This is a genomic window from Pseudomonas sp. NCIMB 10586, assembly GCF_023127895.1.
Taxonomy (GTDB): Bacteria; Pseudomonadota; Gammaproteobacteria; order Pseudomonadales; family Pseudomonadaceae; genus Aquipseudomonas; species Aquipseudomonas synxantha_A.
In genome coordinates, this window is sequence record NZ_SPKQ01000031.1 from 24,222 (window position 1) to 39,006 (window position 14,785).

The 14,785-nt window shown below is 50.3% G+C and carries 12 protein-coding genes and 1 pseudogene; 10 read left to right on the forward strand and 3 right to left on the reverse strand.

Going from position 1 to position 14,785, the window contains the following annotated elements; all coding sequences use genetic code 11:
• The first annotated feature begins 454 nt into the window (after positions 1-454).
• Positions 455-1,456 (forward strand): PDR/VanB family oxidoreductase, encoded by a 1,002-nt coding sequence (locus E4P01_RS12655; RefSeq protein ID WP_216091117.1) that lies wholly within the window; start codon positions 455-457, stop codon positions 1,454-1,456.
• On the opposite strand, the pseudogene E4P01_RS12660 reads toward E4P01_RS12655, so the two are convergent.
• Positions 1,451-2,249 (reverse strand): annotated as a pseudogene (locus tag E4P01_RS12660) (MFS transporter); the annotation flags it as partial. The gene E4P01_RS12655 and the pseudogene E4P01_RS12660 overlap by 6 nt on opposite strands.
• Positions 2,250-2,312: 63 nt before the next feature.
• Here E4P01_RS12660 and E4P01_RS12665 point away from each other — a divergent pair.
• Positions 2,313-2,666 carry a gamma-glutamylcyclotransferase family protein gene (locus tag E4P01_RS12665; RefSeq protein WP_248130030.1) on the forward strand — a complete coding sequence of 118 codons (354 nt, stop codon included), beginning with the start codon at positions 2,313-2,315 and terminating at the stop codon, positions 2,664-2,666.
• A 199-nt stretch (positions 2,667-2,865) separates the two neighbouring features.
• Here E4P01_RS12665 and E4P01_RS12670 read toward each other — a convergent pair whose 3' ends face one another.
• Complete coding sequence (locus E4P01_RS12670) at positions 2,866-3,582, reverse strand: nitroreductase (RefSeq protein ID WP_248130032.1); 717 nt, start codon at positions 3,580-3,582, stop codon at positions 2,866-2,868.
• 28 nt (positions 3,583-3,610) lie between these two features.
• The gene (locus tag E4P01_RS12675) at positions 3,611-4,027 is read right to left on the reverse strand and encodes a hypothetical protein (RefSeq protein WP_216091115.1); all 417 of its coding nucleotides are present in this window, start codon (positions 4,025-4,027) and stop codon (positions 3,611-3,613) included.
• Positions 4,028-4,368: 341 nt separating this feature from the next.
• Here E4P01_RS12675 and E4P01_RS12680 point away from each other — a divergent pair, with 341 nt between their 5' ends.
• The 8 genes from E4P01_RS12680 (at position 4,369) to E4P01_RS12715 (ending at position 14,783) form a co-directional block, all read left to right on the forward strand.
• Entirely contained in the window at positions 4,369-4,995 is a 627-nt protein-coding gene (locus E4P01_RS12680) for a response regulator transcription factor (RefSeq protein WP_216091114.1), read from the forward strand.
• Between the two features lie 10 nt (positions 4,996-5,005).
• Positions 5,006-8,215, forward strand: a complete 3,210-nt coding sequence (locus E4P01_RS12685) for a transporter substrate-binding domain-containing protein (RefSeq protein ID WP_248130033.1) — start codon at positions 5,006-5,008, stop codon at positions 8,213-8,215.
• 132 nt (positions 8,216-8,347) lie between these two features.
• Positions 8,348-9,250, forward strand: a complete 903-nt coding sequence (locus E4P01_RS12690; protein ID WP_216091113.1) for an EAL domain-containing protein — start codon at positions 8,348-8,350, stop codon at positions 9,248-9,250.
• A gap of 359 nt (positions 9,251-9,609) precedes the next feature.
• Positions 9,610-10,140 carry a CS1 type fimbrial major subunit gene (locus E4P01_RS12695; protein WP_216091112.1) on the forward strand — a complete coding sequence of 177 codons (531 nt, stop codon included), beginning with the start codon at positions 9,610-9,612 and terminating at the stop codon, positions 10,138-10,140.
• Positions 10,141-10,215: 75 nt separating this feature from the next.
• Positions 10,216-12,483 (forward strand): TcfC E-set like domain-containing protein, encoded by a 2,268-nt coding sequence (locus E4P01_RS12700; RefSeq protein ID WP_216091111.1) that lies wholly within the window; start codon positions 10,216-10,218, stop codon positions 12,481-12,483.
• A gap of 28 nt (positions 12,484-12,511) precedes the next feature.
• On the forward strand, positions 12,512-13,192 hold the full coding sequence (locus E4P01_RS12705; protein ID WP_216091110.1) for a hypothetical protein: 681 nt from the start codon (positions 12,512-12,514) through the stop codon (positions 13,190-13,192).
• Complete coding sequence (locus tag E4P01_RS12710) at positions 13,189-13,698, forward strand: hypothetical protein (protein WP_216091109.1); 510 nt, start codon at positions 13,189-13,191, stop codon at positions 13,696-13,698. The genes E4P01_RS12705 and E4P01_RS12710 overlap by 4 nt, the downstream gene beginning before the upstream one ends.
• A gap of 71 nt (positions 13,699-13,769) precedes the next feature.
• On the forward strand, positions 13,770-14,783 hold the full coding sequence (locus tag E4P01_RS12715; protein WP_216091108.1) for a hypothetical protein: 1,014 nt from the start codon (positions 13,770-13,772) through the stop codon (positions 14,781-14,783).
• Positions 14,784-14,785 lie beyond the last annotated feature (2 nt).

Sequence of the window (14,785 nt, forward strand, 5' to 3'; positions counted from 1 at the left end):
AAAATGAAATAAATTTAATCAACTTCAACGTCACACAAAAAATTGAAAAAAATACAAAACCTATATATATCAATGACTTAATATACAAAAATAAATTCGAAAGGGTCGCCACATCATTCATAGACATGATTTTTTATAAAATATTCAAATTTTTACAGACGACACCACGGCCAGCGCCGCCCCTGATCCACGCTGCCTCTTAATTTACATGCCGCGCCCCAGAGCATTGATCCGCGCCATAAACGGATAAGCACACCGCAAAAATTGCGATTTCCGGATATACCCCACCTTCAGTGCTACCTAGACTTCTTTCGCATGCCCATGACGCTCTCCGTCGCCATAAGGTGGTACTGGCAGTCATACAGAGGGTGGGAATTACGCGAGTGAGCACGCCTTTCGTTGCCCCTTCACGGATGAGCACACGTTCGGCATTTAGAAACAGGACTTGATGACTATGCAGCCAATGAAGAATGAGCAGACTTTGTACGTGCAGGTATCCGAGGCGACGATCCTTGCGACGGGTGTACGCATGCTTCGGCTGCGCGCCTGTGCACCTACTCAGCAACTGCCGGACTTTACGCCGGGGGCGCATATTGGCGTTTCAGTACAACTGCAAGACTCGCAAAAGGAGTGGCGACAGTATTCGTTGATCGAGCTCGAACACAGGGACCGCCTGACTACCCCACCCGAGTCCTACCTGATTGCCATTCGTCTCGACGCGAAGGGCCGTGGTGGCTCGCGCTACCTGCACGAGGGCTTGAATGTCGGTGACATCATCGACATCACCGCACCACGAAACGACTTTCCCATGCGTAGCACCGGTAAACGCGTATACCTGATCGCAGGCGGAATAGGCGTAACACCGCTGACAAGCATGGCGGCAGCCTGCAAGTTTCACGGACATGATGTCAAAATGCTTTATGCCGGACGCGAGCGGGCCTCCATGGCTCTCATCAATGAATTGCAAACCCTGCTGGGCGAGCATTTGCACGTGCACGCCGATAGCGAGGCTGGAGCCCCGGTTGACCTGAGGGCCTTGTTCGACGAATTCACCAATGACGACGACATTCATATCTGCGGCCCTGGCGCCCTAATCGACGGCATGATCGTAGAAGCCGAGCGGCGCGGCTGGGCTCACGGGCGACTGAACTTCGAACTTTTTTCTCCCCCTGCTGCTACCGAGGGCGATAGCGCCTTTGACGTAGTATTGGCCGCCAGTGATCGCACGCTCCACATCCCGGCGGATAAGAGCATTCTCGAGGTACTCATTGAGCAAGGCTGCGACCCTATGTTCGATTGCAAGCGCGGAGAGTGCGGCGTGTGTTCTACAGCAGTCATCTCTGGTGAAATCGATCATCGCGACTACGTGCTGTCGGAGCGTGAACGTGCGACCCACAGCGTCATATATCCCTGCGTTTCACGCAGCAAGTCTGCCGTTCTTGTGCTCGATTTATAACGTGCGCATCTGTCTATGAGACTTCGCGGTTGACGCTGACAAATCAAGCGTCACATTCGCATCGTCAGAACGCTCTGAATCTGCCGAGGGCACTGGCGCTGGCAGACGCACCTGAATGACCGACCAGGCGGCAGGAATCGCGCAGTAGAAGAAAATCTGCGGAACTGCAATATGCATCGCCAACAACATGGCGCCGAACAGCGGACCCAAGACTGAACCAAAGCGACCAACACCCAGCGCCCAGCCTGCTCCGGTGGCACGTACGTGGGACGGATAGAAGTTGTTGGTAAAAGCGTTGAGCGCCAGTTGACCGCCAACAATGAAAAAACCAGCTACGAAAGCCAAGCCCCACAGGTAACGCGGGTTTTCATGGTGCTGGCCGAGCCGCACCACCGACAAACACGGCCGAGAACAGACGCACCTTGTGTTGCAAGCGGTCGGCGAGCCAAGCCAGACAGACCGCCCCGAAGGTACCGGCGAACAGGAATACCGAAGTCACCAAGTTTGCCTCACTCAACTTCATGCCACTCTCAAGCAACAGTGAAGGTAACCAACTGATCATGAAATACACCAGAATCAGGCTAACGAAAAACGTCGACCAGATCAGCAAAGTCGGACGCGCATAACCATGCCGAAACAACTCGATCACTGTGAGCCTAGTGCCTTGTTCTGGCTCATTTTGCGCAACGGATGCAGCCGGCGGTTGCCAATCCGGCGCTAAGTGCGCAGTGATTTTGCGTAGACGTATATAAGGTGGCTGGTCACGCAACAGACGTGGCAGCGACTAGGGGAGGTATTTAGCGTCCTAACCAAGCTAATATTTTACCTTTGTGATGGATAACCTAAAGGAAGGAATATGACGTTGCATCAGGATTTTAAAGTTTTGCTGTTTTCTTATGGCACCTTGCAGGACAAGGCCGTCCAGTTAGCCAACTTTGGCCGAGCGCTAGTTGGGCAGCCTGATCACATGGCCGGCTACAAAGAGTCCTACGTTGAAATTACTGACCCAGAGGCGCTTGCCACTAGCGGGAAAACACACCACCCGATTGTCATCCCAAGTGTAAACCCTGAGGAGACTGTTTCAGGTATGGTCTTCCAGATCACTCCACAAGAGCTACGTGCAGCGGATGCCTACGAGATTTCCGACTACAAGCGTGTTGCAGTGGGGCTCGTCTCCGCGTTGACCGCATGGGTGTATGTAAAAGCCTAACAAACTCAAGAAGTTCGTTGGCGCATAGTGAGTCCAGCATTCCCGGTGAACTCGACCGCTTAAGCAGTCGGCACCTACCACCGGAATGCTGAGATTTGCAATGTGTTGTCTCGGAACGCTTACCATGACCTCCCCATACATTTTCCATTTTTTAAATCTGCGTCACATACCCACTGAAAGAGTTGAAAAATACGATTCTTCAGCGATGGAAGGTAACGCTGTCGGTAATTGGCGCACGATCAGTAGGTGCCTGATTGCCGGGCGCACTCTCATCCGGGTAACCAAACGACATTCCAAACAGCATTTTCATTTCGTCAGAAATACCGAGCACCTCCCTGATCGCCTTTGCGAAAAAACCGAGGGAGGTTTGCGGGATACCGCCTAAGCCCCGAGCGGCAAGCGATAAGAGAAAGGTTTGACCATACATACCAATATCTCCGGCCGTCCGGACACTGTCACCAAAAACCGGCATAAATAAAAAGACCGCCTGGGGTGCGTTGAAAAAGGAAAAATTCAAGGCTGTTGCTTGACGGCGCCCCGCCTCATCCTCGCGCGTGATGTTCATCGCCTCGTAATAGACTTTGCCCTGCGCGTTCTTACGATCCGCATAAATGCCGTAGAAAGCGTCCATATCGAATGAAAAGTCAGGAGTGAATTCGCCAACTGCATTTTTCGCATGAAGAACCTGCGACAGCTCTACTAATTTCTGGCCACTGACTATATGCACGTTCCACGGCTGGGTATTGCAGTTGGAAGGCGCACACTGGGCGTCTTTCAGAACTTCTTGAAGGATGTGATCAGGTACAGGGGTGTTTAAAAAACCACGGAAAGACCGTCGGCTCCGTGCTGTTTTTTGAAACGACAAAGTGTCATCCATCGGCGTTTCGTCATTCAAACCAGCCATTGCAAGTGTCATAATTTTCTCTTGATCAAGTATAAGAATTTCAGGCGCCCAGTAGTAAATTGAGCAATGAGCCATTGCGACCACATCCTATCAACGCATAAAGCTCCAACGGACGCAGAGGTGTTTGCAGTACCCCTCGAAGGGGAATGTCATGAGCTTTCGCCCAGAGAACCAGGTTTTGACGCTGTTGAGAATTTACGTCGGCAATCGCAACAACCGATAAGATCGCGCGGTATCGGGTAAACAATTTTAAGTTCTCTGCATCGTTAGGCAGGTCAAATGCGTCATACACCAAGTATTCGAAGTGCTTGCCCCCTTCCAGAGCATCGACCACCTCACTGACGTTGTTGCACAAGCAGAGTAAGAAATACCCCAGATCATTGAGCGTGCGGGCATAGGCAAAAAGCGTGCTGGGATTCTTGCTGATGATAAGAATTCGCCCCGATCCGGTATGCACGGCTTGCTCCTCGAAAAGCGCCAAATTACCCCTTTGTCGTCGATGGGCCTACGGGATAAATCTCGGCATTTTCTTGGTTTTTCTTGGAATTCAAAAACCGTACTACTCACAAAGAAAGCAAGATTTTTCTCGATTTCCGGCAAGAAATTTCGCCCCGTTGTAGAGCGCAAAACTTGGAGCTGAGCACATACCGGGTCTGCAATAATGGCTCACTACGATAAACAGACTGTTGACGTAAAAAATTCAACCATACTCAACCAGGTCAGTACCGAGTCGCATGGAAACAGCGCGGCGAACTCCTGAATCCCCTTCTGCATTCCATAAGGCTAAACAACTGAAAAATGAGAAAAAAAGTACTGATCGTCGATGATCACCCAATGGTTCGTCACGGTATTCGCGTAGCCCTTGAGTCCATCGGATTCCAGATAATAGGCGAGACCTCCGATGGAGCCGACGCCGTCCAATTGATCGAGTCGTTGAAGCCAAACGTGGTAATTCTCGACATTGGCCTCGAAAAAGTGGACGGCCTGACGGTGTTGAAACGTATCGTGCGGGAAAAACTTGAAACCCGAGTGCTCGTCTACACATCACAGACCAAAGATACCTTTGCCAGCCGGTGCTTTCAGGCCGGTGCCAGCGGGTTTGTCAGCAAGAGCGAGCCCATGGTCCAACTGCTCAAGGCGATCGAAACGGTCGCTGACGGCTATGTGCTCTTTCCAAGGGATGTCATGCCTTTTTTTTCAGGGACCTCTGTAGCAGGGGAAACTGGCGCCTTGGAAAATCTTACAAATCGCGAAATGCATGTGATGCGGTTGCTGGCTGAAGGTTTTTCCAACCGTGACATTGCACAGAAACTCAACCTCAGCACCAAAACGATCAGCGGCCATAAAATCAACATTCTCATGAAGCTAAACGTCACCTCGGTAGTGGAGCTGGCTAACATCGCCAAACAACATAACCTCATCTGAGCCTGCGTTCGTGAAGACGATATTTCCCCAAATTAGTGCCCTCCTCTTTGTGCTGATGTTCGGGACTTGCAGTCAGGTTTTTGCCGAAACCGGTGATCTTCAGCCTAAGGCGCGACAAGCGCTTAACGCCGTGAAAATCCAGCTCGACGAGCAAGAACGGGCCTGGCTCAAGCGCAAGCATGCATTAATCGTCGGCGTGAGCATTGAATCCTTGCCGCCCTACCGGATCATCAACGACCACTCGACTTTTGAAGGACTTACAGCGGATTATCTCGTGGCACTGCAGCGTGAGTTGGGAGTGCCTATCAAGGTCAGGCCGTTCGACTCGAGTGAGGAGGTCTTTTGTGCGCTGCGCGAGGGGAAAATCGATCTGGTTGCGTACGCGACAATCCTGAATACCAGGCGTACCGATGCACTTTTGACGCCCCCCTATGCAGTGACACACCTGACCCTGTTTACCGAAAGTGGCGACCGTAGCGAAAACAACGCGCTGGGTTCCGGCCTAAAGATCGCTGTGGCCAATGATATTGCCCTTGCACTGTACAAAAGCAACGGAGGTCAAGGCACATTCACTTCATACCCTTCATCGTTGGCGGCAATGACGTCAGTGTTGAGGGGCACTAATGACGCCTACCTTGGCGATCCTGCCTCCACCTACTCTCTATCCAGCCAGTTGTTCAGCACGAGAGTAGGCGTCAGCCAGCGCACACCGCAGCCAGAGATCAAAATCGGCTTTGCGATTGCCCCCGATAACCCGGTGCTGGCTGGCCTGTTCGAACGCGCACTAGGCGGGTTAACGCGCTGCCAACTGGCTGACGCCCAATATTTCTGGGGTGATAACCAGCGATGTGATGGGTACGGTTTTCGCGACCGTCTTACCGATTCCGAGCGCACTTGGCTGGACACCACCCAGACTGTGAAATTGGCAATAAGCGAGGATTTGGCACCCTACGCCTTTTTCGACAGCGATGGTCGCTTGAACGGAATTGCCTCTGACTTGCTGGAAATTATTCGCCGCAAGTCAGGCATTCAGTTCCAGATCATCCGTGTGAGCTCATTGGGTGAGGTTGATACCCTACTGGCGAATGGCAAGGCAGACCTCGGCATTCTCACAGAGGCCAGTCACGCACCTTTACGGTACCTGCGCAGCCGCCCGGTGGGGGCTAATGCTTACCTTTTTGCCACGCGCAAGGACCACCAGACAGTCCTGAATGACCAAAGCACGGCAACAGTGGCAGTGGCGAAAGGCTATCTTTTGTCCCCGATCCTCGCCCGACAATACCCCCATGTACGTATCCAGGAAACCGACACATTGGGTGAAGCCTTCAAGCTTGCTCGTGATGGCGACGTGGATATCGTCCTCGCTCCCGCGAGCGTCATACGCTACTACCTTTCGTACAAATTCGAGAGCAGTCTGAAAGTTGGAGGCCTTGTTAATATCCCCAACGCCAGCGTTGTGTTTGCTACTTCCAAGCATCATCCACAGCTGATCTCTATAGTCGATAGAGTGATGGCTGAAATCCCCCCGCGGGAGTTCGTGCAGATTCACGGTCGCTGGCGTGCCAACTCGGCAACCGATGAAAAATACTGGGAGGGGATAGCCGCTTACATCTGGCGATCGTTTGAAATTCTGGGCGCACTACTAGTGATCGCCGGGTTGTGGATCGTGACGCAGCGCCGCCGCATTCTGCACAAACGCCAGAACTTGAAGCAACGGCAGATATTGCTGGATGAACTGCAGGTAGCCAAGGAAGCGGCTGAGACAGCCAGCCGAAGCAAATCAGTGTTCCTGGCTACGATGAGCCATGAAATTCGCACGCCGCTCAATGCGATCATCGGCATGCTGGAACTGGTGCTTACTCGCAAAAACAAAGCCGAGTTAAACACACAGTCGGTACACATCGCGTACGAGTCAGCAACCGGTTTGCTGGCCCTCATTGGTGACATTCTCGACATATCGCGGATTGAATCTGGAAAAATCAGCTTAGTTCCAGAGCCCAACCGGATCAATACGCTTCTGGAGTCGACAAGCCATGTGTTCTCAGGCTTGGCGCGGCAGAAGCAGTTAGATCTGCGGCTCGATATCGCCCCGCTGTCGGCGGAATGGGTTTGGGTCGACGGGCTAAAAATCAAACAAATCTTGTCCAATCTTTTAAGCAACGCAATCAAATTCACTGAGCGTGGAAGTATCGAGGTTCGCTGCCAGGTAAAACCGACGAGCGATACACGCCTGCACTTTCAGATCAGCGTTACCGATACCGGCGCAGGCATTCCCGCCGAGCAAATCGATCAAATTTTCAAACCATTCTTCGTGACGAACGCTGCCGTCAGCGACCCTAATGCCGGCGCAGGTCTGGGCCTGGCAATTTGCAAGGAAATCAGCGAATTAATGGGCGCAAGCCTGGACGCTCAAAGTACCCCGGGGGCCGGGACCCGCATAACGCTCAGTGTCGAACTCGAGCGCGTCAGCTCAGAGCGCGCAGTCTGTGAAGACAACGCCTGCAAGCCCGTGAAAGCCGACAGTGATGAGCCCCTGACCGTGTTGATAATCGAAGATCATCTACCTAGCCAGTATTTGCTCTACCAGCAGATCTCCTATCTTGGGCACCACGCGCTGACCGCCAGTAACGGCCTGGAAGGCTTGGCTATGTGGCAAGAGCACGCTGTTGATGTCGTGATCACCGACAGTAACATGCCGGAGCTGAGCGGCCACGAGATGACCAGAAACATCCGTGCAATGGAGCAAGCTCAAGGTATCCGCCCATGTTTGATCATTGGGCTGACGGCCGATGCCCAGCCCGAAGCGCATGAGCGCGCTCTGGCCTCGGGTATGGATCACTCACTGGCCAAGCCGATCACGCTGGCCGTGCTGAACCGCTGGATTCCCATGCTCGACATCGACGCCGAGAACCTCAACCAAGCCTCCTCAGCGATGAACAACATCCGACAAGACTTGGTCGAGCAGGTAGCCGCGAGTAATACCGATGAATCCTTGGCCTTGAAGCAGGCCCTTGATACAGGGGACCTGGCTCAAATCAAACGCATCTCACACAAGCTCAAGGGCACGGCTTACATGCTCAATCACGCAAGGCTGCTCGACCACTGCAATGAGGTCGAAGACATGTGCGCTGAAGGCGTGATATCCGATGAAACCGTCGAGGCTGTGACGGAGCTGATCCAGCTACTGGAAACAATCAGTCAGTCGCTACGACCGGAATGACCACCCATCAGCCACCAAGAAAAATCTCGGTAAAACTCAGGAAAAAGCGCGCCCGAACGACAGATGCTTCTTTAGCAATGCCAAAGAGGATTCCCATAAGCTTTGCGAGTACTAACACCAGGCTTGGCCCTCATGCACTACAGCGCTTCAAGCTCGTTTCTATCGAGCTTGCTTCCCCGAACAAAGGAGATTTTACCCAGGCAATCGGACTGCCCTGACGAATTAGCACCCCCCGCTCAACTGTCCAGCGCGAAAGATGTGCAACTGGGCCTTTGGCTGCGAGAGTTTCGTGCATATCTACAACCCAAATTCGACCTTCACACCGGAGAGGTCAATGCCGCGGAAGTGCTCGCGCGCTGGCACCATCCACTGCACGGCGTACTTGGCCCTGCACACTTCCTCCCGCTCATTAAGCAGGAGCGCTGGCTCGACGACTTGTTATTTGCACTCCTGGAGCAAGGGCTGGCTTACCAGCTCCAGCTTCACCGCATGGGGCGGTCTCTCAAACTTGCGTTTAACCTGTCACTCAGCCAATTAAACAGCAGCAAGCTTGTCGAGCGATTGGAAACACGGTTACTCGAGCATCCCGTAAGACGTTCGTCACTGACTTTTGAGATTACCGAAGACGGCCCTGCCGACCTTTCCGATGCGCACATTGAGCAACTCAACCGCCTGAGCCGCCTGGGCATTCGCCTGTCAATCGATGACTTCGGGACGGGTTATTCATCACTGCTGAGACTGTGCAAGGTGGTGTTCCATGAAATCAAACTGCCCAGAGACTTCATTGGGTCGGTTGACAGTTCAGAGCGCCATCGGGCGGTTGTTCGCAATGCGCTGGCATTAGCTAATGCGTTAGGTATGGAGGCAGTGGTGGAAGGTATCGAGACACTCTCACAACGCAATCTCCTGGTCGACATGGGCGCTCGGGTGGGCCAGGGTTACTTGTGTGCCAAGCCTATGTCGCTTGAAGAATTTGATAGCTGGAAGATAAAGCTGTATCAGCGCTTCCAGACGCTGATCTGCAACTTGAAGTGATAAATACGAGGGGAGCAGGCAAGTAATCTTCTTTAAACGCCTCTTTCCTCCCATCATGATCCAACGCCTCCACCACAGCTACGCGAACACACGCAAACTTCCTATTGATCTCACCAATGACTTGGCTGGACTCGTCAGCACAAGAGTAGACCCGGCTGACTTTAATATAATGATCCTGACTGAGCGCTCGACCCAAGATCCCTCCAGCCAAAAAACAAGAAATTTCCGGTCGAAACGCAAGAATAGCGCTCTCCCCTCCGCTTTTTAATAAGAAGTATAGTTTGTCCGTGAACTCAACTCATGCGTCACTGCAGATGAGTCACCAACAGTTACTTTTTTAAAATATAGAAGAGCCAAAGATGAAATTCAGTAAACTCGTCCTCGCCATTGGCATTGCAACCTCACTCATCAGCGCCGCCCATGCTGCCGCCCCTAAGGATTCAGTATCCAAGAAGATCACGCTGACTGCGCAGATCAATGATGCGATTTTCGTGTCCAAGCCTGATGGTTCGACATGGTATAGCACAGAAGAACTGGACGCAGATGATTACCAGCAGAAGAAATTCAGCAAAACTCTACCAGTACGTGTATGGAGCAAGAACTCCGAATTCAATGTTTCTTTGGCTCAACCATTAAAAATGAGCAACGGAAACTATGAGATGACTAATCCAGAAGTCACCATCGGTAGTGGCCAAGGTGAAGTCCCCGTTTCCTTCGGGAACTCGCAAAAAATCACTCAAATCACTGCCGGCAACGGCGGCTTTGATGAAATTCACGACCTTAACATAAAAGTCGACGCCCCCGTCCAAAATGGCCAGTTGAGCACCAACGGTAGTTACAGTGGTGATCTGGTCATGGTATTCGAACCCGTTGCAGCTACAGGCCCATAATCCCCTAATTATAACTTACCGCTAGAAAGCCTTGAGATACTCGAGGCTTTCCTTTCCTTGGTGCTCTATTAAGAAATGAAAGGCCTCTCTGCTTGTAGGCGCCAGCATTTGGTCACAACATTATTGCTAAGTGCGCTATTTTTAAAATCCGGCTCATCGAGTGCCGAAGTTAAATTCTCCTATGGCATACCTGAAGGCTTCAGCGAAGTGGAAATGGACACTAGCGCAAGCTATGTTGCGACTTACAATGGTCGAACGCTTCCCGGAGTGATGGCCTTTGAACCTTCAGAAAAGACATTAATATTTGACGCGGAAAAATATCATGAGAACGGCATTTCTCTACAAGACATCTCTACTATACGACAAGTATTGAGCAAACTTAACTACAGTCAATGCAAAAGTGGCTGCGACCTAAAACTCATGGACCATTACATCACCGTAGACAAAATCAAGCGTACCGTAGCCATCCGAGATACCCAAGAGGACGTTATTGTTCCAAATACTGCGTGGGGATTAGTAAACAACCAATCCGTCGACTTGCGAGCCTCTACCGAAGGCTACCGCGCCATGAATATAAATGGCAATACCTTTTTGGGCATGCCCGGTCAGAGTTTCGGTTATATGAGTTGGTATGCTGGCCGCCAAAGCACCCGAAACTACAGTCGTAGCAACCAGGACATTTCATCCTTTTATTTTCAGAAAAACTTATCAAATACTTATTTGCGTGCTGGCAAACAGAACAGCCTCGACTACACGTCGGGGTCAGTCAATACTTTATTATCTCCAAGTTTTGATAAATTCATAACCCTGGGTAGCCAAAACCATCTACAAGCGAATCGAAATATTAATACGCTGTTGCTTTACTCGACGACAGAGGGCAACTATGAATTCTACCGAAACGGGCGTCTGATCCTCAAACGACCCGCGACTTTAGGACGAAATCAGATAAACCTGGCTGACTTGCCGGGCGGGTACTATTCAGTACAGCTAAAACTGGTGGACCGGAACGGGAATCAGATCAGTGAGGTTACTCAAGAGATAAACAACCTGGATTTTGTCGGTAGTGGTGGAAATGCCTGGCATCTGACGGTCGGAGAAGACATGACTGAAGGTGGTAGCTTACTCGAAGGTGGCGTGAGCCGAAACTTGCGTCAGTTTTTTTTGAATGCCTCTGTGATAAGCGGAAACCGACACCGCAATGCCGGCGAAATTAATATCACTCGGCCAAGCCAAGTCGGGGAAACTCAGTTCACGCCAACGGTGGGCCTGCTCAGCGGTGAGCGCGCAACAGGCGGTTACGCCAGTGTTTTGGTCAGTCATGAGAAACTAGGTAATCTTATGGTAAGCCGATACCAGAACAACAACATTTCTCAATTCTATCAAGGGTCCCCAAGTTCGAGTATTAGTTACAGCAATATCCTGGGAGGCATCACGCTGGCTTACAATTACCAGAAATACCTGAGCGGCGAGTCACAACAGCTTGAAGCGCGGTGGAACTACCGCCCCAATGGCTTATGGTCGACCTTTTCAGTGGGGCTACAAAAAGGCGGTTACCAGCAAAGTGGCAATGACTTCGGCATATACATTAATACGACTTGGACCCTGGACAACTCCCAATCTTCCGTCAGCTCGACATATTCTGGAGGAAAAACTCAATTAAGTGGAGACTATCGCAAGGACTTTCAAGACACCTATGGCATTACAACTGCAGGCGTGACAGCCAACCACATCAACGATCGCAACAGTATCAATATGTATGGCAGCCGTTCTGGTACCCGTGGCGAAGCCTCTGTCAATATTGGACACGACAACGACAATAGCAACATTGATGCTAACTACAGGGGTATGTTTGCTGCCAATTCTCAAGGGCTCGCTTTTGGCCGTTATAGCAACAGCGGGGCTTCCATGCTGCTTAAAACCCCGGAAGTAAACAATACCGACTATGGCTTTCAAGTTGAGGGTTACCCCGTGGCTGGAAATAGCCTGTATGCGATCCCTCTTAGCAGCTACAGCGACCTTCCGTTTGCCCGAGTCATCAGCGAAAGCCTCGATATGGACATGAACATCGAAGTGCCGGCGAATATTACTCGCTCACATCCAGGCCAAGTCTACAGTTCAGAGGCGAATGTAAAAATCAGCATGATCTATAGTGGTTTTCTGATTGATGCTGGAGGGAAGCCAATTAGCGGCACAATATTAGAGACCGGCGATACCGTCTACCAGAATGGTTTATTTTCCATTTTCAGCAAGTCGTTATTGACCAAAATCAGTGTGACGCAGATGGGGCGTCGCTATACCTGCGACCTCACTACAACCACCGGCAGCTACTACCACTGCCTTTAAATGCAAACTTTTACTCACAGGTCTTCCCTTGAAAATTCGAACATTACTGACACCATTTTTTGTATTTTTTTATTTCACCTCAAACCTTGCCTTGGCTGAAGGAGAGTTAATGGTTATGCCTGCCAGCACCAAGGTCTTCAACAGCCACGAGCAGAAAGTCAAACTACGCAACATGGGTGACAGCACGCTGTATCTATCCATCAATCTCCAAAAAGTCATAAACCCCGGATTGGCTCCTGAAAAAAAAGTGGCGTTAGCAGAGCTGGCTCATCCTGAACTGATTTCCAGCCCGGACAAATTATCCTTAGGCCCAAATCAAACTCGCGTGGTCACACTGAAATCTCTTGTCGAACCCGATCAAGAGTCGCTCTATCGACTTTACATAGTGCCAGTACGCTCATTGCGAGTTGAAGACGCGCCACAGGACAAGATTACCGCACCGATGTCAGTCTCTATCGGTTACGGGGTGCTTATTCGACATATGCCCTCCCCCAAAAATCAACACGTGGCCTGGACATACCGTTGCGAAAAGGGTGGCCTTACGCTGGTTAATAACGGAAATGTACGGCAATTATTCACCCGCGTTGTTGTAGGAGAGAGCGTATCGGAGCAAACCATAGCGGTATTTCCTGGTGTACCACGACACTTCAAAAGTTCTCGAATAAATCTGAGCGTTGAAGATCAGCCACAATCGCTGGTATGCCCATGAAAAAACGTTCACACCTGCAGATGCTTGGATTTTTTGCAGCCATATATTCGGCCTCAAGCACGGCCACCGGAATACTTAAACTATCAAGCAACGAACTGTCTCTGCTGCCCGGACATCCCGCCGGAGAGTTGTTTGCAGAAAACGTTGGGGACACACCATTATATTTACAGGTGGATCAAGCTTTGCTGACTAACCCTGGTGAATTACCCGAGCGCTTAGTGCCTATTTCACAGGTTAAAAAACCGAGTTTATTGGTGACTCCGAACCGCATAACCATTGCTCCGGGACAAAGATATAAATTAAATATAAAAATTATCCAGCAGGTTGAGCAAGACCATATCTGGCGCATTACCTTTCGACCAAGCGAGCATCTGGTTGTAGAAGGCGAGCCCACTAAAAATGCCACTCCAATATTTTTTAAAGTTGGATACGGAGCAGTCATTTACCAAAAAAAACGACCGAAGGAATTAGTTACCACCAGACAAAACATAGAGGCTACAGATTAAAACTCCGCAGACACATGCCAACACTTCCGTGTAGAAAATACATTATATTACGCACCAGGAAATGCTAACCATTGAATACCACCCCCTACAAAGCAATGAAATCAAAGTTGCCAATGACTTTATACATAGCTGCTATCTTTGTTTCTTGCCCAATCGTAAGCGCGATGGATCAGCCGACCGGAAATGTCTCAGGTGAATACCGCAATTGTCGGTTTCAAGACACTGGCGATGGTCAATTGAATTTTTACGTCACCGTTCCATTCAACCAAGTCAAACCTGGTGAAAATTCGTCCTCGCGTCATAGCTTTTATAGCCGGGCAATAGCTGTATATACTTATGGCAAAGATGGAACCCCCTCAAACACATACGATGCCACTGTCTATATTAACGACATCAGTGCTGCCTTTCACTATCCATCATTCAATACCCAAATATATATTTCGGGCCACTACACCTGGACTAATCACGATGCATTTGATGCTGAAATCAGAGTACGCCTTCCCAAATACAGCGTCTCTGATTGGCCAGGTATCGCAATTAGGACAGCAAACTATGCAAGCACACCCCAAGTGAATCAAGAAACTTATTTTGATGCAAAAGGCGCAGTTTACATTCCCCAAACCGATGGCCCCGCCGGTTCCTGCAGGATAATTAACCCAGAAACCCCACCCCCTCAGGATATCACCCTGAACGTCAGTGTACCATCATGGAACTTTGGCGAATTACAACCTGGCATTGCCGAAAAAACACTTGGCAACACTAAAGACCAACTTTGCTTTACTTATAATAGCGCTGAGACCATAGGGCAAAAATTTGTTATAAATGCTTCCAACACCCACGGACTTATCGACAATAACTACCGATTAAGACATCTTACGAATTTAAGTAGCTTCCCTTACAGCTTGATTCTCAACGACGGAAAAAACAAACCACTAAAGATCCCTAACAATACGAGAAATACTATTACTCTCGACTCCAGCGGGCGTACCTGCTTCTCACCGACTATCAGAACAAATATTTCAAAGTCTCAGCTAGAGGGTAGCTACTTTGACATCCTTAACTTTAACGTAACCACCAAACCATAACG

Excerpts from the sequence above, each read along its gene's own strand:
- E4P01_RS12670 (WP_248130032.1), bottom strand. The coding sequence starts at position 3,582 with ATGACACTTGCAATGGCTGGTTTGAATGACGAAACGCCGATGGATGAC.
- E4P01_RS12710 (WP_216091109.1), top strand. The coding sequence starts at position 13,189 with ATGAAAAAACGTTCACACCTGCAGATGCTTGGATTTTTTGCAGCCATA.
- E4P01_RS12665 (WP_248130030.1), top strand. The coding sequence starts at position 2,313 with ATGACGTTGCATCAGGATTTTAAAGTTTTGCTGTTTTCTTATGGCACC.
- E4P01_RS12680 (WP_216091114.1), top strand. The coding sequence starts at position 4,369 with ATGAGAAAAAAAGTACTGATCGTCGATGATCACCCAATGGTTCGTCAC.
- E4P01_RS12695 (WP_216091112.1), top strand. The coding sequence starts at position 9,610 with ATGAAATTCAGTAAACTCGTCCTCGCCATTGGCATTGCAACCTCACTC.
- E4P01_RS12690 (WP_216091113.1), top strand. The coding sequence starts at position 8,348 with ATGCACTACAGCGCTTCAAGCTCGTTTCTATCGAGCTTGCTTCCCCGA.
- E4P01_RS12700 (WP_216091111.1), top strand. The coding sequence starts at position 10,216 with ATGAAAGGCCTCTCTGCTTGTAGGCGCCAGCATTTGGTCACAACATTA.
- E4P01_RS12655 (WP_216091117.1), top strand. The coding sequence starts at position 455 with ATGCAGCCAATGAAGAATGAGCAGACTTTGTACGTGCAGGTATCCGAG.